The sequence below is a fragment of the Xanthomonas euroxanthea genome (assembly GCF_900476395.1).
Classification (GTDB): domain Bacteria; phylum Pseudomonadota; class Gammaproteobacteria; order Xanthomonadales; family Xanthomonadaceae; genus Xanthomonas; species Xanthomonas euroxanthea.
Window position 1 is genome coordinate 241,692 of sequence record NZ_UIHB01000005.1, and the last position, 20,605, is coordinate 262,296.

19 protein-coding genes and 1 tRNA gene are annotated in these 20,605 nt (G+C 59.3%); 7 read left to right on the top strand and 13 right to left on the bottom strand.

Annotated features, from left to right (window positions below):
• Positions 1–112: 112 nt before the first annotated feature.
• Positions 113–511, top strand: coding sequence for a GspH/FimT family protein (locus CPBF1521_RS15135; RefSeq protein WP_256359931.1), 399 nt, complete (start codon positions 113–115; stop codon positions 509–511).
• A 59-nt stretch (positions 512–570) separates the two neighbouring features.
• A tRNA-Asn gene (locus CPBF1521_RS15140) sits at positions 571–647 on the top strand.
• Positions 648–840: 193 nt separating this feature from the next.
• On the opposite strand, the gene CPBF1521_RS15145 is transcribed toward CPBF1521_RS15140, so the two are convergent.
• Genes CPBF1521_RS15145 through CPBF1521_RS15170 form a run of 6 tightly spaced genes read right to left on the bottom strand, consistent with a single transcriptional unit; the run spans position 841 to position 7,520 of the window.
• On the bottom strand, positions 841–1,266 hold the full coding sequence (locus tag CPBF1521_RS15145; protein ID WP_235858468.1) for a type IV pilin protein: 426 nt from the start codon (positions 1,264–1,266) through the stop codon (positions 841–843).
• A 3-nt stretch (positions 1,267–1,269) separates the two neighbouring features.
• A complete protein-coding gene (locus tag CPBF1521_RS15150; RefSeq protein WP_235858469.1) occupies positions 1,270–5,028 on the bottom strand; it encodes a pilus assembly protein in 3,759 nt (1,252 codons plus the stop codon).
• A 9-nt stretch (positions 5,029–5,037) separates the two neighbouring features.
• Positions 5,038–5,550 (bottom strand): pilus assembly PilX family protein, encoded by a 513-nt coding sequence (locus tag CPBF1521_RS15155; RefSeq protein ID WP_115677519.1) that lies wholly within the window; start codon positions 5,548–5,550, stop codon positions 5,038–5,040.
• Entirely contained in the window at positions 5,547–6,521 is a 975-nt protein-coding gene (locus CPBF1521_RS15160; RefSeq protein WP_115677520.1) for a PilW family protein, read from the bottom strand. Before CPBF1521_RS15160 ends, CPBF1521_RS15155 begins: the two co-directional genes overlap by 4 nt.
• A 38-nt stretch (positions 6,522–6,559) precedes the next feature.
• A complete protein-coding gene (gene pilV / locus CPBF1521_RS15165) occupies positions 6,560–6,997 on the bottom strand; it encodes a type IV pilus modification protein PilV (RefSeq protein WP_115677521.1) in 438 nt (145 codons plus the stop codon).
• A 7-nt stretch (positions 6,998–7,004) separates the two neighbouring features.
• The gene (locus CPBF1521_RS15170; RefSeq protein ID WP_235858477.1) at positions 7,005–7,520 is read right to left on the bottom strand and encodes a GspH/FimT family pseudopilin; all 516 of its coding nucleotides are present in this window, start codon (positions 7,518–7,520) and stop codon (positions 7,005–7,007) included.
• 240 nt (positions 7,521–7,760) lie between these two features.
• On the opposite strand from CPBF1521_RS15170, the gene CPBF1521_RS15175 reads away from it, so the two are divergent.
• The gene (locus CPBF1521_RS15175; RefSeq protein ID WP_115677523.1) at positions 7,761–8,792 is read left to right on the top strand and encodes a sensor histidine kinase; all 1,032 of its coding nucleotides are present in this window, start codon (positions 7,761–7,763) and stop codon (positions 8,790–8,792) included.
• A gap of 12 nt (positions 8,793–8,804) precedes the next feature.
• Here CPBF1521_RS15175 and ppnN read toward each other — a convergent pair whose 3' ends face one another.
• The 5 genes from ppnN to grxD all read right to left on the bottom strand — a co-directional run bounded on the left by ppnN (position 8,805) and on the right by grxD (position 15,652).
• Positions 8,805–10,190 (bottom strand): nucleotide 5'-monophosphate nucleosidase PpnN, encoded by a 1,386-nt coding sequence (gene ppnN, locus CPBF1521_RS15180; RefSeq protein ID WP_104647998.1) that lies wholly within the window; start codon positions 10,188–10,190, stop codon positions 8,805–8,807.
• Between the two features lie 105 nt (positions 10,191–10,295).
• A complete protein-coding gene (locus tag CPBF1521_RS15185; protein WP_115677524.1) occupies positions 10,296–13,541 on the bottom strand; it encodes a TonB-dependent receptor in 3,246 nt (1,081 codons plus the stop codon).
• A gap of 454 nt (positions 13,542–13,995) precedes the next feature.
• A complete protein-coding gene (locus CPBF1521_RS15190) occupies positions 13,996–14,595 on the bottom strand; it encodes a YhgN family NAAT transporter (protein ID WP_005996031.1) in 600 nt (199 codons plus the stop codon).
• Positions 14,592–15,335: an SDR family NAD(P)-dependent oxidoreductase gene (locus CPBF1521_RS15195; protein ID WP_115677525.1), complete on the bottom strand. Its 744-nt coding sequence runs from the start codon at positions 15,333–15,335 to the stop codon at positions 14,592–14,594. The genes CPBF1521_RS15190 and CPBF1521_RS15195 overlap by 4 nt, the downstream gene beginning before the upstream one ends.
• Positions 15,332–15,652, bottom strand: a complete 321-nt coding sequence (gene grxD, locus CPBF1521_RS15200) for a Grx4 family monothiol glutaredoxin (protein ID WP_006450539.1) — start codon at positions 15,650–15,652, stop codon at positions 15,332–15,334. Before grxD ends, CPBF1521_RS15195 begins: the two co-directional genes overlap by 4 nt.
• A gap of 121 nt (positions 15,653–15,773) precedes the next feature.
• On the opposite strand from grxD, the gene CPBF1521_RS15205 reads away from it, so the two are divergent.
• Complete coding sequence (locus tag CPBF1521_RS15205; RefSeq protein ID WP_104648001.1) at positions 15,774–16,352, top strand: superoxide dismutase; 579 nt, start codon at positions 15,774–15,776, stop codon at positions 16,350–16,352.
• Between the two features lie 129 nt (positions 16,353–16,481).
• Here CPBF1521_RS15205 and CPBF1521_RS15210 read toward each other — a convergent pair whose 3' ends face one another.
• A complete protein-coding gene (locus tag CPBF1521_RS15210; protein ID WP_115677526.1) occupies positions 16,482–17,639 on the bottom strand; it encodes a 5-(carboxyamino)imidazole ribonucleotide synthase in 1,158 nt (385 codons plus the stop codon).
• Positions 17,636–18,139, bottom strand: coding sequence for a 5-(carboxyamino)imidazole ribonucleotide mutase (gene purE / locus CPBF1521_RS15215; protein WP_104581975.1), 504 nt, complete (start codon positions 18,137–18,139; stop codon positions 17,636–17,638). The genes CPBF1521_RS15210 and purE overlap by 4 nt, the downstream gene beginning before the upstream one ends.
• Before the next feature lie 58 nt (positions 18,140–18,197).
• Here purE and CPBF1521_RS15220 point away from each other — a divergent pair, with 58 nt between their 5' ends.
• The 3 genes from CPBF1521_RS15220 to CPBF1521_RS15230 all read left to right on the top strand — a co-directional run bounded on the left by CPBF1521_RS15220 (position 18,198) and on the right by CPBF1521_RS15230 (position 20,457).
• Positions 18,198–18,467: a Trm112 family protein gene (locus CPBF1521_RS15220; RefSeq protein WP_115677527.1), complete on the top strand. Its 270-nt coding sequence runs from the start codon at positions 18,198–18,200 to the stop codon at positions 18,465–18,467.
• The gene (gene nadC, locus CPBF1521_RS15225) at positions 18,464–19,348 is read left to right on the top strand and encodes a carboxylating nicotinate-nucleotide diphosphorylase (protein ID WP_181901252.1); all 885 of its coding nucleotides are present in this window, start codon (positions 18,464–18,466) and stop codon (positions 19,346–19,348) included. The genes CPBF1521_RS15220 and nadC overlap by 4 nt, the downstream gene beginning before the upstream one ends.
• Before the next feature lie 62 nt (positions 19,349–19,410).
• A complete protein-coding gene (locus CPBF1521_RS15230) occupies positions 19,411–20,457 on the top strand; it encodes a DUF2272 domain-containing protein (RefSeq protein WP_164739134.1) in 1,047 nt (348 codons plus the stop codon).
• The last annotated feature ends 148 nt before the right edge of the window (positions 20,458–20,605 follow it).

Sequence of the window (20,605 nt, forward strand, 5' to 3'; positions counted from 1 at the left end):
AGGAATCAGCTTGATAGAAGTCTTGGCAATCATCGCATTGCTGGCTGTGCTTACCTCCATTGCATGGCCATCCTTTGCTGAGCTTCGCCGAACGCATCACGTGCGAGCGATCATGTTCGAACTTAGCGCCACTCTGGCAATGGCCCGCTCAGCGTCCGTCACGCGCGGAGGACCCGTCGCTGTTTGCCCAAAATCTTCGACGCTGGTCTGCCTTGGCGACAGCAACTGGACTGGCGGATGGCTGATCTATTCCGACTCAGATGGCAATCGACACCCTGACGTTAGGAGCGATGTCATCTCGACAAGCTCCCCAAAGATTTCTTCGGAACTCCAGATCTACACAACCGATGGCCGTGGACAAGTACGCTATGGGCCGCTTGGCAGATCACTTGGCAGCAACCTGACCTTTCATATCTGCAGTCGCGGCATCCTCAGGGGCCAAGTCATCGTCAGCACAGCTGGGCGCCCAAGGTCGCTGCTGCCGGCAGCGCAGCAAGCTTGCCCCGTCTGAAAAATTTATCAGACAAGGGGTTGCATAACGCTCCACCGCTCCCTATAATTCACCTCCCCGCCCGAATAGCTCAGCCGGTTAGAGCACTTGACTGTTAATCAGGGGGTCGTTGGTTCGAGTCCAACTTCGGGCGCCAAAAACAAAAAAAGACCTCCTATAGAGGTCTTTTTTTTTTGCTAGAATTTTGACGGCAATACGGTTCGGTTATCAGACATATGGTCAAAGAGTAAAAGTCATGGTAGCCAAGCATCTGGAATACGATAAAGGGCGGCCTGGAATTCCAGGCCGCCCTTTTAGCTTTTATCAATTTACGTGATTCTCAAAAGACTTTACCAACATTGGGTGGCGCCACCCGAACCCGAAGCAGCACGCACACCGAGCTGATTGATCGTTAACGTGCCGCATGTCGAGTCGTTCTGCCCAGAGGTTGGCGTAGCGCTCAACGAAAAGCTTGTAGCTGTGGGCGTGCCTGAGGAAAATGTATAGAAATTTGCAATGTCAGCACTACATGCCCCCATACTTCCACCAACATAAGTCGTATTGATCGTGTAATAACGCTCCATGGTTTGAGCACCCTCTTGAAGACATGCGGCGGCGGCTGAACGACGAGATTTGATAACTGATGATCGATAACTATTGATTGCTATAGCAGCGAGAATGCCAACGATCGCGACTGCAATCATTAACTCCAGCAAGCTGAAACCAGAATTCTTCTGAAAGTAACCCCCAGATGAGTTGCGATTCATATTGCTCATGATTTAGTCCCTAATAATTTCGCGCCAGGATACACGCCCTGTATTGCGATTATCCGCAATATTGACGCCACCCAAACTTCCCTTGGAACCACCAACGACAATTTTCCCCCGCAGAACATTCCCAAGTGTCGGCATGCCCACCCCTAAATTGACCGAACCCACTGGCAATCCACCTACAGTCTCGTCACTAAAACTACCATCACCGTCGAGATCAAAGAAAGACTCTGTACCGCTCGTGCCAGTAAAGGCATCCAGTGCATTGATGTAGCCTGTACCGTCCGCCTGGCATGCACTAGCTGTCGGGATAATGCTGCTAACCAAAAGCGTTCTATTGAACAATTGCGCTTCACTCACAATCCGCTCACCCTCCAAGGTAACAGCACCTCCAGTGACAGCCGCCGGTTTCAGTAAATCGATATACCAACCTCTAGAGCCAGCTGGTAAGATCGAATTGGGCTGAAATGCTCGTACTGGAAATCCATTTTGAGTGCCGGTCACCGTGATTGAGCGGGTAGTCAAAGCTGTTCGAGCAAGCGTTGTATTGCTGGCAGAAGTTGCTGTGTCAACGATCCCATACAAAGATTGTCCACTCTTGTCTGTGAGATCACCGGTCGTCATGAAACGGCCGGTACCAAAGAAAAGCCATGTCTCGTAAGTGCTTGGGTTCAATGCCACTGTCATATCCGCAGTGATTGGCTGCAAGGTACTGCCAGTGCCAACTGGATAAGAAGCAGTAAAAATTGGACTGCCGGTGTTTGCAACACGCCAACCGCCGGATGCTACCCCGGAAAGATCGAACTTCCAAACATTTCCCCTTACATCACCGGCATACACATAATCAACCGTCCCATTGGCATCCGCATCCCATCCCGTTGCGCCGGATAGGCCATTCGGCGCACTAGAAGATCCCACATTAGTATTAATCTGCTTGAGAAGCGTACCGGTTTCCAGATTGTAAACCAGCAGTACAGCCTGATCGTTAGTGCTATTGATACCATTCGCAACTACTAGCGCAGTAGTACCGTCATTGAGCCTGGCGACGAAAGGACGAGATTGAATAAATCCGATATTTGCAGCTTCCGCATCACCACTTGCACCGTAACGCTCCCACTTTACGTTACTTGCAGAAAAATTACTTGGCGTCGTCACATCCAACGCGTAGACACCCTTCCCGCCTTTACCTAGACTTCCTACTAGGATAGTTCTATCAGGTGTCTGAGCTCTTGTCGAAAGAATGACTGGCCCATCGACGAAGTAGCGATGACTGTACGTAGGCGCACTTAAACTACCTAGATCGGCGAAATTAATTGAAGAAGGAATGTATGCAAATTGTTCAACACCGTTAGTCGCATTAAAAGCATGCAACATCCCGTCATTGGCGCCCACATAAACCGTTCCAGTGTCGGACGAGTATGCAGGCGAAGAACTAACGATATCACCCAGGAGGGAGGTCCGATTGCGCAGAGTTCCGCCATTCACCAGTTCTTTACTGCGGTTCCCCGCTATGTACAAAGCATTATCATCACCTGTCACAGCTGGCGCGGATGCACGCGCAAGAGACGCAGCCTGCCCTGCTGTCGGGAATGTGGAACCCGCGACACCATTCCAAGTGAAGATCTTGCGATTACTGGTGGGAATACCTTGGGAAGCACTCCACGTAGGGGTACCAGAAACCGCAGAGTTCACAACCGGATAGGCATTAAGCTCGCCTGTCCAGACGCCCGAAAGATAGCTGGCAGTGAAAACAAGCGTCCCCCCGTCCAAACTGGTTGACGTTGCTGAAACATTGGAAAAAGAGCCTGTACGCTGAGTGATTGTCGAGAGAGCGGCGGTCAGCCCAAGCTTGAATGCGTTCGGATCCGCAGCAGTTAGAAAGGTTCCGCGCCCATTAACTGCCGCATGCCACAAGTCATCGATGCGCGCCAGGATATCATTACCACCGGTATAAGTTGGCTGTGGGTCAGGCCAGCCGATAGTACCAGCCACCAAACGAGCCAAGTCGGTTGCAGGATCAAGAACACCCCGCGCACCAATTGCAATCCCGAAAGTGACCATATGCTGCCAAAATGCCGGATCGGCATTGCTGGTGGGCACAATATTATCCAAATCCGATCGTAAATCGCTCTTCCAGTACGACATTGCGACGTCGGCCAACGTATTCGAATAAGAATCCGAATACGGCGTACTTGCTGTGTAGCCATAGGGAGCCGGCACGCCTCCAGGGCCGCTGTATGTAGTTCCGTTAGTTCCATCTTGGTTGCCCGGATTGACAGCAGTGGCGCCATTCCAGTAACCGTCGGTGGTCATAATTGCGAAATTTTGGCGGCAAGCGTACTGATCTACGCCTGCTTCCGGGCCATAAGGTCCGGTTGAACTAGAACCTTGAAAGTACTGCCCAACTCCGTCTAAAGCATTTAACAAAGGAGTTCCATTGTAGCCGCTAGCATTATACAAGCGGTTATACCAATTCGTTCGCGCAGAGATTGCTGCAGCCCCGCCTGAAGCGGCCTTATCCATGAAAAGGCCCTGATTACCGTCATTGACTGGAATATCGAGATTATTCCGCGACCAAATGGTCCTGAAACCAACCCGCACATTGGCTCCAAGATCACTGAACGCTTGACCAGCGCCAGCCTTGGCTGCTTTGATGCGGGTACGATGATAGGAAAACCAGGTGGCGTAATTAATGGCTTCCTGGGAAGCATTTCTTCCCGTTGGAGTAGCAGCAGTACAATTTATCCAATCGCTACTATCACTCCCGGAAGAACAGCGATTAGTTCGCGCGACTGTGGCCGCGAGTGTATATGTTGCTGAACCGATATTACCGCCCCGTGAAACCTCAACAAGATATGTACTATCAGTAGCAACTACCACCTGACAAGAAACGGTTGATCCTGCACTTGCGGTCTGGGTGCATTCAGCAGCAGAACTCAACGCGTTACTTACCCTCAAAGTTGCTAAGCGGGTCCCAGTTGTAGTGAGTGTAGCAGTAAAAACCCTGTTCGCAGGTACAACAATAGTATAAGAATCAGTTTCGTTTCTGTTAACGGAATTTGAGACGGGATATCCAGTTACGGAGGAAGGAGCAGCAGTAACGACAGGACCAAATTCACTCCGCGTTACCGTGTTTGCATCACTGATCTGATATCGAAAATAGTTATTTGCATTTGAAAGGTAATTTGTCGCAGCATTATTTAAATCCTTAGGCACATAAAACGTCTGGACTCCGCCACAAACCCTTTGATTAGCTCCTGTACCATCGGCGTTACCATTTCTATCAAAATTTGAACAGCTAGCACCATTTGCAAGATCTATAGTTGTACCCGAAGCTCTATTAAAATCTCCATACGCCGCACCGTACGAGGTACCACCCATCATCAATGCGCCGGCAGATGTAATCCAAGGCTGATAGTTAACAGCGGGGTTATAATAGATCGTATTACCGATATAAGCATTATCAGTAATGTCGAGCACAACCTGATTGTTTGATACTGTACAGTTACCACCATTTGTATCACGGCGACAAATCTGAGAAATCTGAGGGTTTGCTAAATCCTCAAATGCCATCGAGCCTGAGTCATCTAAAATGAACATGATGTTCGGCGGAACACGGCTGGCCGTTGTCAGCGGATCGGTGGGCAATGTGATACCGGCATTGGCAGGAAGCGACAGCAGGGTAGCCAGCATAGATAACACAGGCACCATGAGCGCCTTACGCAAGCCATCCAACCTCCGGCGGAATGGACTTTTAGAGATGGTCATGTCGGGCCCCTACTGCTTGATATAGTTTGTCTGCAGGAGTACCTGGGAACGCCCGGCCCCCTCACTGACAGCGGTAATGCGATACCTGGGTGACAAGCACAATGCCGGTATCGGTGAAATACGATCACATGCAGGCCATGTAGGAGCATCGCCCATGTATTCAATGATGTATTGAGGCGCAGTCGTTAAATCTACCGTCAAGGTTGCAGTACGCCAACCGGAACGGCTGGTGGCGAGCCAACGATCCGTATCGGTAGCCAATGGGGTAGCGCAGACCCCATCTACGCATCCACTATTTGGAACACTGATCGTTGTTGCAGCTTTGATACGTCCCTCTGCCTCTCGCATGGCACCTTCTGCTGCTTGAAAACTTCTGCCGCGATCGACGAGATTCGACGCCATTCGCTCTTCAAGCAGCGTACTGCGCAGGACTGCCAAACCCAGCAAAGTCATGATTAACAAAAGCAAAAGCACGACAATGAGTGACACACCGGCCTGAGATCGATAATGGAGAGTGTTCATGCATTGCGATTCCGAAGTGCGATCACATGACTAAGGGTGCGGGTAATGGCCTCGCCGCCAGGGCCGGAACGAGTTGAATCCAGCATTTCCAGGCGAATGCTAACAGCGATAACGGATGACCAGTCGGTTACGGAACTGGCGTCTACATACGTTGACTGCCCTCTGACAAGATACTGCAACTGCATGTTATTGACGCCTTCCAACACTTCGTCGTTACGCTGCGACAAAGCACTCCCGGAATAAACCATTTGCGACTGATATAAAGACCTGGTTCCACGCGCATTCGTACCAATGAACCATCGGGAAGCATGCAGGTTGGCGAGGACGGAGCCAGCTGCAACAAACGCGAACTGCGAGCCGCCACAGATCGGCATCGCCAAACCGGTTGAACAATTCCCTGGGGAAACTCCACTGACCGCATGGACAACATTAGACCCACTCGCTGCGCTGACCTGAAAAATGGCCGACTGTCGCGCATTGCAAGCCACTACGACGTCGCCTGTCGAGATGCCCGCAGCGGCAGCCGTGGTATTAAGAGTAAGCGTGGCCGAAGCAGTATTGTCCAACGCAATGGTTGCGACTTCATAGCCAGAACCCAGAATTTGTAGTGCGTCGGTCCCTGCGATGCGGGTACCGGTTGCTGTGCCGTTTGCTGGAGAACCAGAAGAAAAAGCCCCCTCGACACCCGTTATGCCGGAACTCCACGTGTCGATGTTCGTGTACCAATTCGCAGCCTTATTGTTTACCACGTTGGCGATTGGCACTGTATTTACACATGGATTCCCGGAAGCTTCACGGACATCGCGTGCCATCAATTCGAAAGCTGTCCGCACATTTTCCTGAACGCGCCCCAAGCCCTCAGTGGCGCTATAAGTACGACGATTGGAAAGGAAGATACCAATAGCTGCACCCACTACCAGCAGCCCTAAGATAAGAGCAATCATCAGCTCAATAAGCGTTACGCCACGCATACCCGACCTGCTGGCACGCCTATATTTCCTCAAGCTATTCATAGGCGTGTCTTAATTGAAAATTGCTGGACAGAACTACCGTTTTTTGCCCGACTGTCGTCCCACCTGACTATCGCTTCGCATGCCGTATCGCTGCAGCTAATAGTGCCGCAAGCGGTAGAATTTATGGAGCTTTTTAATCCTTGCAACCAGTTACTGATATCGTTGGAGACCAGACTGGAACCAGTGGGAGCGGTGCAAGAGGTTTGGTTGTAACCCCCTGACGTGGCAACTGCAAGATTTGCGCGCATCGCATCAAAAATGGTGTAAGCCTGTATTACGGCTTGGCTGCGTTCCAGCGAACTCTGACTGTTGCGGAGAGCTGTAGCTTGCATTGCGGCAATACCCAGCATACCGACCCCTAGCACCAGCACTGAAATCATGACCTCAACTAGACCAACGCCTGCCATCGAATTGCGTTTAATAAATTTTTTCATGCCCGCCTCACAGCGTAGTAGGTGCATTGACCGGAGATGCGCAGGTGATATCGCTCGCACCATTACGCACAGCAGCGCGGCTTCCGCTGACGATTACAACAACACGGACATTTTGAGGCGGAGTGCTGGTCGTTAGGCAAGAACTGACAGCCGCAGCGAGCAACGCACCTGTTGCATCACGCGCCAAACCATCAGCTCTAAATTCGACTGCATTGCCGTTACTAACAATTGCAGGACTCGCCTGAATTAGTAGCGGCATCTTCGCTGTGCCGACTCGCAGCACCTCGTTGGTAGCTTTGACCATAATGATCCATTGGTTCCAAGAGCCGCTGGTACAACTGGACGCATTGCTGCTTGGGCACACAAGCACCGTCTGATTACGTCGCACAGCCTCAGACCGCGCCATCTGCAGCGACGCCAACACCTCGTTTGCAGATGCGGTAAGCCGATTACTATTTATCAGCCCTGTAAAACTTGGGATAGCAATTGCCGCCACGATCGCAAGCACAGCCACGGTCACCATCAATTCAACCAGACTGAACCCTAGATGCTGACCTAACTGCACGTCATCCCGCAGGTTGCGTCGCAACGCCGGCATGGTATTTCCTCGCTTCATTCCCCAGCGTAACGCTAGTGGTCGTCGTCAGCATACGCAACGAGTGGCCGATGAGCGGCCCAGATTGGGGAATGAATGGAGCAACTTTCGCTTGATGAACCGGTGCATCATGTTCGCACTATTGCACCTTAGAAAGACTTCAAGCGTATGCCCATTCCTTCTTCCCAAGTACAGCCTCTGGACATCTTATGGCAGGCGCCTGTCATCATCTGGACCCTGCTGGCTGGCGAGGGAGTCGCGGCAGTGCTGGCTCTCGCCCCTACCTTGGACGAAAATCGCTGGGTCTACTTTGGCCTTGCTTCTCTGGCGGTGCAATGGGTAGCGCTACTGACACTCACATGTCTGTATGGATTACGTCATCGATTGGCGGCGCTGAAGCCACTGCACATCGCCACCTTGTCCCTGGGACTTATGCTGGGATGTACCTGGGCGGTGTGCATTGCGACGTGGGCAACATTACATGAAGCGTGGAGTGCTACTCCACGCGAATGGATATTGACTTTCCTCCGTACTACAGGAATTGCGCTCACGGTCGGCATTCTAAGCTTGCTGGCATTCCACAATCACTGGAGGGCAAGGCAGTTGGCGGTACAAGCCCAGCAGGCACAATTGGATGCACTGCGTGCACGAATACGACCGCATTTTCTTTTCAATACACTTAACACAGGAGCTGCTCTTATCCACGGGCATCCCGAAAAAGCGGAGCGCCTGCTACTAGACCTAGCTGACTTGTTTCGTGCAGCACTAGGCACATCGGATCAAATCAGCCTGTACGAAGAACTCGCATTGACACGACGTTACTTGGAAATTGAGGGAATGCGCTTGGGACGACGACTAACCATTGACTGGCAAGTCCCCTCATCACTACCAGACATCCATATCCCACCCTTATCTATTCAGCCTTTACTAGAAAATGCAGTTCGCCATGGCATTGAACCTCGAATCGATGGCGGCTATGTATCCATCAAACTTATTCTGGACCAGAAATGGGCGCGAATTGAAATCACTAACCCACTCCCGCCCAATCAAGAAAACTCAAATCGCGGCCATCAACTTGGTCTGCGCGCAGTGAAAGCCAGACTGGAAACTCCAGATAGCGGCTACGCACGCCTGACAACGCAGCGTACAGATGAGGTCTTCATCAGTACGCTTGAGTTGCCAATCATTAGCCGACCTTGAGTTTTAGGCGGTCTAGGTCACCACCCGATAGCACGGCCGGTAGTCTCCCGAAATCTTCATCCGGCGCTGCTCGACGAAGCCGCGCAGCAGTTCGTCCAGGGCCTGCATGATGTCCGGGTCGCCATTGATCTCGAAGGGGCCGAATTCCTCGATGCGGCGCATGCCGTCTTCCTTCACGTTGCCGGCGACGATGCCGGAGAAGGCACGGCGCAGGTCGGCGGCCAGCGCGGGCGCTGGGCGGCCGTGATGCAGGTCGAGGGCGGCCATGGCCTCGTGGCTGGGTTCGAATGGCTGCTGGTACTCGAGCGGGATGTGCACAGACCAGTTGAAGTAGTACGAATCCTTCTGTTCCTTGCGGTGCGCGCGTACCTGGTGGATGCCTTCGGCCATGCGACGCGCCACGGCAACCGGGTCGCCAACGATGATCTCGTAGCGGGAAGCGACAGCTTCGCCCAGGGTGAGCCGGATGAAGCGGTCGATCTGCTCGAAATACGGCGCGGCAATGGTCGGGCCGGTTAGAATCAGCGGGAACGGCAGGTCGGCGTTCTCCTCGCGCAGCAGGATGCCGAGCAGGTAGAGGATTTCCTCGGCCGTGCCGACGCCCCCCGGAAACACCAGGATGCCGTGTCCGATGCGGACGAAGGCTTCCAGGCGCTTTTCGATGTCCGGCATGATCACCAGGTGGTTGACGATCGGATTCGGCGACTCGGCGGCGATGATGCCCGGCTCGGTCACGCCGATGTAGCGCGTGTGATGCTTGCGCTGCTTGGCGTGCGCGATGGTGGCGCCCTTCATCGGGCCCTTCATCGCGCCCGGCCCGCAGCCGGTGCAGATGTCCAGGCCACGCAGCCCCAGCTCGTAGCCCACCTGCTTGGTGTAGAGGTATTCGTCGCGCGAGATGGAATGGCCGCCCCAGCACACGACCAGGTTCGGGTCCGACGGCTGCAGGATGCGCGCGTTGCGCAGCTGGCCGAACACGGCGTTGGTGATGCCTTCGCTGGTATCAAGATCCCCGCGCTGGGCTTCCAGCTCGATCGCCATGTAGGCCAGGTCGCGCACCACGGCGAACAGCAGCTCGGCCACGCCGCGGATGATCTCGCCATCGACAAAGGCCATCGCCGGTGCGTTGCTCAGATCGATACGGATGCCACGGTCCTGCTGGTTCACCTGGATATCGAAATCCGGATACAGGTCGCGCGCGGCGCGCGGGTCGTCCGACGCGCTGCCGCTGGTGAGCACGGCCAGCGCGCAACGGCGCAACAGCTCGTGCATGCCGCCGCTGGAGGCGTCGCGTAGACGCGCCACTTCCGCCTTGGACAATACGTCCAGGCCACCACGCGGATAGATCCGCGCATCCACCACCGGCAGCGCCCGTGCTGCCGTACTGCTGAGTTCCATAGCTTGCTCCTGTCGTATCTCAGAACTTTAGCGTACTCACCCGCACAAAAGAAAACGGCCGGGAGAACCCGGCCGTTTTTGCAAGCTTCGACACGCTAGCCAGCTTTAGAACTGGTAGCGGAAGCCCAGCTGCAGCGCCCAGCGGGAGATGCCGCGATCGTCGTAGACCGTGGACTGGTCCGGGGTATTGAAGCGGTACACGTACTTGCCGCTGGCCGCATCGACACCACCGTATTCCACGACACCACGCATGCCCGGGAAGCCGTACTCTTCGACACGGCCCCACTTCTTGTTCAGCAGGTTGCCGACGTTCATGACGTCAAGCCAGAGAGAGGCCTTGTTGTCCTTGAAGAAGCCGGGGATCTCCTGCTCGATGTGCAGGTCGAACTGGTTGATCCAGGAGTTGCGCGCGCCGTTGCGCTCGGCCACCTGACCACGGCGGGCAGCCAGATACTCGTTGCCTTCGATGTAGTTCCAGAACGCCTGTTCTTCTCGAGCGGTACCGAACAGCACATCGCCGCGGCCGGCCGGAATATACAACAGGTCGTTCAGGCGGCCGTCGCCATTAGCGTCGTTGTCGAACGCATAGCTATACGGGCGACCATTGCGGCCTTGGTAGATCAGGCCCAACTTGGTCTCGTAGTCGCCGAAGAACGCATGCTTCCAGTTCAAGGTGCCGAGGATGCTGTTCTTCACTTCGTACGCAGCGGTCGAGGCAACATTTTCGTTGGCCTGGAAGACAGCATTGTTGCCCAGCTGCGAACCCGAGGTCGAACTGGTCAGGCCGCTGACTTCGTCGGCGTCGGTGTAGGTGTAGTACAAGCCCCACGACCAGTCGCCGCCATTGAAGGGTTTGTTCAGGCCGACGGTGAAGCTCTCGCTGCCGCCCTTATCGGTTGGACGGGCGATGATGGCATCGTTGAAGCGCCCATCACGCGAGCCGCGCGCATCGACCACCGAGGCGGTGCCGCGCACACAAGCCGCCGGAGCGCCTGCACCGGTCGGATTACGGCCGTCGTCCAGCCAGCAGGCCGGATTCAAGCCTGCAGTATTCCAGTACAGGTTACGACCATCCTGACCCACGCGGCTGGTATTGCCCAGATTGAGCTGCTGGTAGTAGATCGCCTCGTTGACCTTGGTCACCACCGCCTCGGCAGATGCCACGATGCCGTACCAGGGCAGCTCGGTATCGAATGCCAGGTTGGCCTTCCATACCGACGGCTGACCCAGCTTGCTGTCGACGAAATCGACGGACTGCGTAGCGCCATTCAACGAACCATTACCGATCGGCTGGTTATTGATGTCAGGCGTGAAACGAATGCCATTGGTGTTCACCAGTGTCTGGCTGGAGAAGTTGTAATCGGTGTACGCCAGGCCGGTGTTGGAGTACGGGTTGGACAACCACACGGTTGCCGCGGCCCCCTGGAACAGGCCCACGCCGCCGCGCAACTGGGTGGGGCGATCGCTGTCGAAGGTGTAGTTGAAACCGAAGCGCGGCTCGAACAATCCGTTGCCGTCGATGGTCTGGTCGTTGCGGAAACCGAACAGCGTCGACGCGGTTGCATTGTAGGCCGGGCTGTTCTTGACCATCGGCTCGTCATAACGCACACCGAACGTCAGCGTCAGGTTGTTGTTGACGGCCCAGGTGTCCTGCAGGAAGACGCCGACATTGCGCATGCCCCAGTCTGCGGCGATGTCGTCGATGTTTCCGCTGTTGGACCGCGAATAACGATAGTTCAGCGGGCGATTGGCCGCGTAGTCGGCAACCGAGTTGAACGTGTAGGAACCGAAGACGCGCTGGCCGAACAGGTTGAACAGATCGTTGTCTTCGTAGTCGAAGCCGAACTTGACGGTGTGGTCGTTCAAGAACAACGTGCCGGCAAAGAAGGCGTTCCAGGTTTCGGTTCGCAGTTCGTTGGCCTGGGTGCTCTGCTCGGTGCCCAGGTTGACGGTGTTGTTATTGATCCGCACAGCAATGGCCGGCAGCTGCGATGCAGCGGTACGCACTGCCGAGTAATCGCGGTACGACACCTTGGCTTCCGTGGAGAACGTGTCGGTCCAGTCGCTGAACAGCTGCGCCGTATACGTCTTGAGGCTGAAATCGCGAACGTAGTGGAACGAATTCAGCGACAGCGCCTGATTGCCGAAACCGTTGAGGTTGGCAGTGCTCTGCTCGCTCTCGCCATAACGGAACGAGGCGCGATGCTTGTCGGAGATGTTCCAGTCAAGCTTGAAGCCCTTTTCTTCCGAATCCGAATCCAGCGCTGGCAGCGCCAGGGTTCCCGGGTCAAACCCGTAGACGTTACGCGAGATGTCGATGATCCGATCGATGTCGGCCTGCGGGATCTGCACGATGTTGCTCGCGCCAGAACCGATCGGGCCGTAGCCGGAGGCTCCGGTGAACACGCCCTTGCCCTTGTACTTTTCGTAGTTGGCGAAGAAGAACAGCTTGTCCTTGATGACCGGGCCGCCCAGGGTCAGGCCGTAGGTGGTTTCGTTATCGAACAGCTGCGGGCGGATATCGTTCTGGTTCTTGCCCGACCAATCGTTCTCACGGTAGGTGCCGTACACCGAACCGTGGAACTCGTTGGTACCGGACTTGGTGACCGCATTGATCACGCCGCCGGTGGCGCCGGTGATGGTGACGTCGTAGTTGGCGACGTCGACGGAGATTTCGTCAATGACATCCATCGAGAACGGCTGGCGCGGCGTCGGCAAGCCGTTGGATTCCAGGCCGAACGCGTCGTTGGTGCTGATACCGTCGACACGGATCAGGTTGAAGCGCGGATTCTGGCCGCCCACGGAAATTTCATTACGCGCCTTGTCGGTCTGCGCCACGCGCGGATCCAGACGTACGTAGTCCTGCAGGTTACGGTTGATCGAGGGCAGCGATTCGATCTGCTCGCGGGTCACATTGGTACCGGTGCCCATCTTGTTCGCACTGAACAGCGCCGAGCCGTAATCGCCGCCGATGGCCTGCACCGCGCCCAGCGTGGTCACGTCACCGCCCAGGGATGCGTCGACGCTATTGACCTGATTGAGGTTCAGGTACACGCCCTCTTCCGTCTTCGTCCCTTCACCCGACTTGGTGATCGTGATGGTGTACGGCCCGCCCACACGCAGGCCGCGCGCGTTGTAGCGTCCACTGGCATCGGTGGTGGCGCGGCTGACGGTTCCCGATTCGACATGGGTGATCGTCACTTCGGCATTCGGCACCGGCTGACCGCCGCTGCTGGTAACCAGGCCAGCGACGCCGGCAGAGGTGCTCTGAGCGAACACGGGGGCGGCGGCGAGCGCGGCAACAAGGCCAAGCGTCAGCTTGGACATGCGAAGACAACGGGGGTGGGTCATTTCGGTAGCCTCGATACAGGTTGGGCAGTGACAAAAAGGCGCAGTCAGCCCAACCGTTCCCGGGGGTGGGCTGCCGATGATCTGGGGTCCCTCGCCGCGCGGCGGTTGCTGCCGCAACGGTTAACAACAGATTAACACGCTAAGGCCTGATTGTGACGGCGGCGTGACAAAGTTCGCGCAGTGCAACATGAACTTCGCATGTGATGGCGTAAGCGCCAGCTTGCGCAACGTCGCGCGGTATTTGCGACCGGTGTCGCGCTATAGAGCCGTTTTATCGAAAACAGGCCCAATTCGGCCCGAAAGCGCGGCGAGGGCTGTCGGAGGCCCCCTGTTACAGAGGCAGCCCGGCGCCACCCGGCGGCTTGCACCGCTACGCGTCAGTGGCGTGGCTTCAGATTCTCGCTAGGCAGTGTCACAGATCGCTCCCACGCCCTGCCCGCCTATCACCGACGGCTCAGATCGACACCGGTAGCTTGAAATACGTCCCCAGGCCATCCAGGAACATCTGCACCGAAATGGCCACCAGCAACATGCCCATCAGGCGCTCGATCGCGGTCAGTGCGCGATGACCGAGCAGTTTGTACAACAGCGGGGCCGAGGCCAGGATGGTGGAGGCACCGATCCAGGCGATCATCAAGGCCAGGCTCCAATCCCAGAGCCGGGTGGGTTCGTTGCTGCCCATGAGCATGACCGCGGCCATGCCGGACGGGCCGGCCACCAGCGGGATCGCCAGCGGCACGATGAAGGGCTCGCCATCGGGGATCTCGCCCATCAGGCCTTCCGGACGCGGGAAGATCATGCGGATGCCGATCAGGAACAGCACGATGCCGCCGGCGATCGCCACCGACTCCTGGCGCAGGTGCATCAGCTCCAGCGCGTACTTGCCGCCCCACAGAAACGCCATCAGCACGCACAAGGCGATCAGCAACTCGCGCGCGAGCACGAAGCGCTGCCGCTTCGGTGGCAGCGGCTTGAGCACGCTGAGAAACACCGGGATGTTGCCCAGCGGGTCGAGGATCAGGAACAGCAGCAGCGCCGCCGAAAGAATGGTCATGCGGAAGTGCTCCAGATCGCACCGCGGTGCGAAGCACCTGCCATGGACAACAAGGTGACGCAGGCGGACGCATAGCGCGCGGGGTCCACCGCGTCGCCGTCTTCCTGATGGGTAAAGGCGCGCGCGCGCAAGGCGGTGCGCATCGGGCCGGGCTGCAGTCCGCTGATGCGGACCGGGCCAGCGGCGGTTTCGTGATGCAGGCTGGCGAGCAGGCCACGCTGCGCATGCTGGGCAGCGCCGTAGGCGCCCCAATAGGCCTGGCCAACGCGTGCAGGGTCGTCGACGACGAAGACCACCGCCGCATCGGCTTGCTGCCGCAACAGCGGCAAGCAGGCCTGGGTCAACCAGGCGCGCGCGGTGAGGTTGACATGCAGGGTGCGTGCGAAGTCGGCAGGTGCCGCAAGTTCGGCCGGGGTCAGGCCGGCGAAGTCGGCAGCGCAGTGCAGCAGGCCATGCAGGCCACCCAGCTCGGATTGCAGCCGTTGCGCCAGCGCGGCGTAGTCGTCCGGCGTGGCGCCGGCCAGATCCAGCGGATACAACAACGGCTCCGGGCCGAGCTTGGCAACGGCGTCATAGACGCGCTCCAGCGGGCGCAGCTTGCGGCCCAGCAGCACCACGGTCGCATCGGCCGCTGCGCATGCCTGCGCAGCGGCTGCGCCAAGACCGCCCGCTGCGCCGGAGATCAGCACCACGCGCCCGGCAAGCGCCGGCGCGTCGGGCTGGGCCTGCGCCAGGCTCACGGCTGGTAGGCCTCGCTGACAATGCGCTTGAGCTCGCCGGCCTCGAACAGTTCCAGCGTGATGTCGCAACCGCCGATCAACTCGCCGTGGATGAACAATTGCGGGAAGGTCGGCCAGTTGGAATAGCGCGGCAGATTGGCGCGTACTTCGGGCTCTTCGAGCACGTTGACCGTGCGCAGCTGATCGGCGCCGGCAGCGACCAGGGCCTGCACGGCGCGGCTGGAAAAACCGCACATCGGAAATTGCGGGGTGCCTTTCATGAACAGCACGATCGGATGTTGTTCGACTTCGGCCTGGATCCGTTCCATCACCGGCATTGGACTCTCCTGACTGGGAGCGGCAGGCCCGACCGCCGGGTCGGATAGACTTCCGCAAAGGCGCGCATTGTAAGCCCTCGGCGCGACCTGTCGCCGTACTCCCTTCGCTGCCCTTGCCATCATGCCGATCGAACACCTTGCACTGCCCTACTCCCGCGCCGCCCTGGAGCCGCATCTTTCCGCCGCCACCCTGGAGGCGCACCACGGCGTCTGTTACCGCAGCGAGGTCGATCGGCTCAATGCACGCATCGAAGGCAGCGAGTTCGCCGAGCTGACGCTGGAAGACATCATCGCGCAGGCGCAGGGCACGCTGTTCCATCTGGCTGCGCAGGTGTGGAACCACACGTTCTACTGGCAGTGCCTGCGCCCACGTGGCGGCGGCGAGCCGCTGGGCCGGCTGGCCGACCGCATTGCCAAATCATTCGGCGACTTCGTGCACTTCAGGCAGGAATTCAACCGCGTCGCCCTGGGCAGCTTCGGCTCGGGCTGGGTGTGGCTGGTGCAGCGGCCGGATGGCACCTTGGCGATCGTCGCCACGCCGAATGCCTCCACGCCGCTCACCGGCCCGGACACGCCATTGCTCGCCTGCGACCTCTGGGAGCATGCGTACTACCTGGACTATCGGCAGGACCGCGCGCAATACCTGGACGCATTCTGGAAGCTGATCAACTGGGACTTCGTGGCCAGCCGGCTGGGCTAGCCGCTTGCGCCGTTGCAGCAGGTCAACGTCCAATTGACTGGTTGCGACGGCGCACCCGGCGGCATCGCGCACTGCGGTCCAGCTCCGCCACGACCCTGCGCGTGCGCCGGGTCGCAGCGGCGCCAACGCTCATTCTGCGAGTGACCCTTCGCTCAAGCGCGCAAGCACCGGACTGACCTGTGCCTCACGCTGCAGCACGGTGCCTGCGTCGCCCACTGCCTGCGCAAGCGCCTGCGGCGTCTCAGCGCGCAGCGTGGCATGGCCGACCTTGCGGCCCTCGCGCGATTGCTTGCCGTAGTCGTGCCAATGCCCACCGGGCACCGCCAGGAATGCGGCAGCATCCGGCATCGCACCCAGCCAGTTGAGCATGCAGGCATGTCCACGCATCGCGGTGCTGCCGAGCGGCAAACCGAGCACCGCACGCACGTGATTTTCGAACTGCGAGGTCTCGGCGCCTTCGATGGTCCAGTGCCCGGAGTTGTGCACGCGCGGCGCCATCTCGTTGGCGAGCAGTTGGCCATCGCGCACGAACAGCTCGAGCGCGAAGACGCCCACGTAGTCCACGCGCTCGGCGATCGCGCGCGCATGCGCCTCTGCCACCTCCTGCAACCCGGCATCCACATGCGCCGGCGCAAGACTGGCCGAGAGCACACCGTCCACATGCCAGTTTTCGGTCAGCGGCCAGGCACGGAACTCGCCATCGCGCCCACGCACGGCCACCACGCTGACCTCGCGCTCGAACGGTACGAAGGCTTCCACGATCAGGCCGACCTTGGCGGCCTGCGCGCCGAGCGCGTCCCACGCGGCATCGGCATCGGCCGGCGTCTTGATGCGGAACTGGCCCTTGCCGTCGTAACCGAAGCGGCGCGTCTTGAGCACGCACGGCGTGCCGATACGGGCCAACGCGGCATCCAGTCCCGCACGGTCGTCGATGGCGGCGAACGCGGGCACCGGAATGCCGAGCTCGCGGAACAGGGTCTTTTCGCTGAGCCGGTCCTGCGCCACCGCCAACGCGGCAGCACTGGGAAACACCGGCACCTGCGCGGCCAATTGCTGCGCGCTGGCAGCCGGCACGTTTTCGAAATCGAAGGTGATCACATCCACGTGTGCGGCGAATGCGGCAAGCGCGGCGGCATCGTCGAAAGCGCCCGCCTGCAGCGGCGCCACCTGCCCTGCGCAGCCATCGGCGGCCGGGTCGAACACCGCAAACCGCAAGCCCAGCGGCGCGCCGGCCAGGACCAGCATGCGGGCCAACTGGCCGCCGCCCAGAATACCGACCGTGGTCATTGGCGCGGGTCGTCGCTGGCCATGACATCGTCGGTCTGCCTGGCGCGGAACTGCGCCAGTGCCTGACCGATCTGCGCCTGCTCCGGCGCCAGCATCGCAGCGGCGAACAAGGCCGCATTCGCCGCGCCGGCGTTGCCGATCGCAAACGTCGCCACCGGAATCCCGGCCGGCATCTGCACGATCGACAGCAGCGAATCCATGCCGTTGAGCGCCTTGGACTGCACCGGCACACCGAGCACCGGCACCGCCGTCTTGGCCGCCAGCATGCCGGGCAGGTGCGCTGCGCCACCGGCGCCGGCGATGATCGCGCGCAGGCCACGGTCGCCCGCCTGCTCTGCATAGCTGAACAACACGTCCGGTGTGCGGTGCGCCGAGACCACCTTGACTTCGTAAGGCACGCCCAGCGCATCGAGCTTCTGAGCTGCGTGTTGCATGGTTTCCCAATCGGAACGGGAACCCATCACGATGCCGACCAGCGGCGCGGAGTGGTTGGAGGTCATGGCCCTGCCCTGCGGTAAAGACGTATTCTAGCCATCTTCCACGCAAGACAAGACTTCGATGGATCGCAAACTGCTCGACCTGCTGTGCTCGCCCGACACCCGCCAGCCGCTCTCGCTGCTCGACGGCAAGGGCCTGGAGGCACTCAATACCGCCATCGCCGGCGGAACCCTGCAGCGTGCTGACGGCGCGGCGCAGACACAGCCGCTGCGCGAGGCACTGATCACCCGCGACCGCAAGCAGGTCTTCCGCGTCGACGACGGCATTCCGGTGCTGCTGGCCGAAGAAGCGATCGGCACAGCGCAGATCGCCGACTTCCCCGAAAAGTGACGTCTTCCGCAAGCACGGCCGTGCCGAAGGCGCCGCCGGCAGCGCAGGTGGATGCAGATGTGGCGCGCGCACTGGCCGAAGACATCGGCACAGGCGATGTGACTGCAGCGCTGTTGCCCGACCAGGCCGACAGCGCGTACCTGCTGTGCAAGCAGGATGCCGTGATCGCCGGGCGGCCCTGGTTCGACGCCACGCACCGCGCACTCGATCCGCAGGTGCGTATCGACTGGCAGGTACACGAAGGCCAGCACGTTGCCGCCGGCACGGTGCTGGCGCTGCTGCATGGCCGCAGCCGTAGCCTGGTCAGTGCCGAGCGCACCTCGCTCAACTTCCTGCAGACGCTGTCGGCTGCCGCGACCACCACCGCTGCATATGTCGCCGCCGTGGCCGGCACCGGCACGCGCATTCTGGATACGCGCAAGACGCTGCCGGGCCTGCGCGCCGCGCAGAAATACGCCGTGCGTTGCGGTGGCGGCGACAACCACCGCATCGGGCTGTTCGACACGGTGATGCTCAAGGAAAACCATATCCGCGCCGCCGGCTCGTTGAGCGCCGCCGTGCATGCCGCACGTGCGCAGCAACCACAGTTGCCGCTGGTGGTGGAGGTGGAAACCCTGGAGCAGCTGCGCGAGGCCTTGCAGGTCGGGTGTACGCGCATCCTGATCGACGATTTCGACCCGGCACTGCGGCGCGAGGCGGTGCGCATCGTTGCCGCCCTGCCGCGCGACCAACGCATTCCGCTGGAAGTCTCCGGCAGCGTGGATCTGGCCGGCATTGCCGCCATTGCGGCCGATGGCGTGGATTGCATCTCCATCGGCGGGCTCACCAAGCACGTGCACGCCGTCGATCTGTCGCTCAAACTCGGCCCGCCGCCGCACTGATTTCACGCGTGCCCGCAGCCGGCTCTGTCAGCCTGCTGCGATTGTTCTGTGCAGGATCTGCGATGACTGTAAAACCTTGGCCGTGGCTCTGTCTGGTGTTGGCCGCATGGGGCGGCACCGCGGCCGCCGCGGAAGTCTGCGACGTGCCGCCACGCTTCGGCACCAGCCCTGCTGCAATCGCCATCGTGCGCAATGCCTGCAACGAGCATCGCCTGTGGCAACGCCCGTTTATCGATGCCAAGGGGCGTCTGGCCAGCCTGGGCGTCACCGAAGCCGAATCAGGCTATCTCGCCGACCATGGGGTGGTCGCGTGGCAACGCGTGGCAGGCTACTGGCGCGACAGCGGCACGCTCGCATCGATGGGCGGCCGCCCGGGCGCGTCGAGCTGCGCGGCACTGGATGGCACGCGCTATACCGCCAGCGATTGCCGTGCGTTCCTGGTCGACAACCCGTGGTCGGCTGCCTTCATCTCCTGGGTGATGACACAGGCAGGCCTGAGCGGCTTCCATCGCTCTGCACGCCATCTGGATTACATCCGCAGCGCCTACAACGATGGCGCCAGCGGGCCTTACCAGTTCACCGACCCGGCGGTGGAGAAGCCCGCTCCCGGCGATCTGCTGTGCCTGTTGCGCGGGCGCAGTGTCGCGCTTGGCTATGCCGGCCTCAGGGCCGGGCTTGGCGGCAGCGCGCCGATGCCTTGGCAATCGCATTGCGACGTCGTGGTGGCCGCCAACGTCGGTGGCGATCGCACCCTGTATCTGATCGGCGGCAACGTGTTCAACACGGTGATGATGCGCAAGATGCCGCTGGACCGCGCCGGCCGCGTGGTATTGCCGACACCGCAGTCTGACGGCAGCCAGGACCAGAGCGAGGACGGCCTGGGCATCGCCAGCGAGTGCACGCCGGCACACGAAGAACTCTGCGATTTCAATCGACGCGACTGGGCGGCCCTGTTGAAGCTGCGCCCGGATGCGGTGATGACCGCGCCTCCGCCGGTCGAGCCACTGCCTTCGCCAACCACCTTGCCCGCAACGATGCCGCCGGGTTTTCCACGCGTCGTGCCACCGCGTCCGGAAACACAGCCCGCGCCGACCCAGCAGCCCGGGTAAGCAAGGCTCGAAGCCCCTCTCCCGTCGGGAGAGGGGCTGGGGTGAGGGTACGGAAGCGAAGCCCTGGCCAAGGTTCGACCACACTAGGCTTCGCCCGTACCCTCATCCGCCCCTGCGGTGCACCTTCTCCCGCAGGAGAAGGATCAAG

Coding starts and splice junctions, on each gene's coding strand:
- CPBF1521_RS15220 (WP_115677527.1), top strand. CDS start 18,198: ATGGATCGCAAACTGCTCGACCTGCTGTGCTCGCCCGACACCCGCCAG.
- CPBF1521_RS15170 (WP_235858477.1), bottom strand. CDS start 7,520: ATGGTGACCGTGGCTGTGCTTGCGATCGTGGCGGCAATTGCTATCCCA.
- CPBF1521_RS15185 (WP_115677524.1), bottom strand. CDS start 13,541: ATGACCCACCCCCGTTGTCTTCGCATGTCCAAGCTGACGCTTGGCCTT.
- CPBF1521_RS15210 (WP_115677526.1), bottom strand. CDS start 17,639: ATGACCACGGTCGGTATTCTGGGCGGCGGCCAGTTGGCCCGCATGCTG.
- CPBF1521_RS15230 (WP_164739134.1), top strand. CDS start 19,411: ATGACTGTAAAACCTTGGCCGTGGCTCTGTCTGGTGTTGGCCGCATGG.
- purE (WP_104581975.1), bottom strand. CDS start 18,139: ATGACCTCCAACCACTCCGCGCCGCTGGTCGGCATCGTGATGGGTTCC.
- CPBF1521_RS15145 (WP_235858468.1), bottom strand. CDS start 1,266: ATGAGCAATATGAATCGCAACTCATCTGGGGGTTACTTTCAGAAGAAT.
- pilV (WP_115677521.1), bottom strand. CDS start 6,997: ATGAAAAAATTTATTAAACGCAATTCGATGGCAGGCGTTGGTCTAGTT.
- grxD (WP_006450539.1), bottom strand. CDS start 15,652: ATGCCGGTGATGGAACGGATCCAGGCCGAAGTCGAACAACATCCGATC.
- CPBF1521_RS15135 (WP_256359931.1), top strand. CDS start 113: ATGTTCGAACTTAGCGCCACTCTGGCAATGGCCCGCTCAGCGTCCGTC.
- CPBF1521_RS15175 (WP_115677523.1), top strand. CDS start 7,761: ATGCCCATTCCTTCTTCCCAAGTACAGCCTCTGGACATCTTATGGCAG.
- CPBF1521_RS15155 (WP_115677519.1), bottom strand. CDS start 5,550: ATGAACACTCTCCATTATCGATCTCAGGCCGGTGTGTCACTCATTGTC.
- CPBF1521_RS15160 (WP_115677520.1), bottom strand. CDS start 6,521: ATGCGTGGCGTAACGCTTATTGAGCTGATGATTGCTCTTATCTTAGGG.
- CPBF1521_RS15190 (WP_005996031.1), bottom strand. CDS start 14,595: ATGACCATTCTTTCGGCGGCGCTGCTGCTGTTCCTGATCCTCGACCCG.
- CPBF1521_RS15150 (WP_235858469.1), bottom strand. CDS start 5,028: ATGACCATCTCTAAAAGTCCATTCCGCCGGAGGTTGGATGGCTTGCGT.
- CPBF1521_RS15205 (WP_104648001.1), top strand. CDS start 15,774: ATGCCGATCGAACACCTTGCACTGCCCTACTCCCGCGCCGCCCTGGAG.
- ppnN (WP_104647998.1), bottom strand. CDS start 10,190: ATGGAACTCAGCAGTACGGCAGCACGGGCGCTGCCGGTGGTGGATGCG.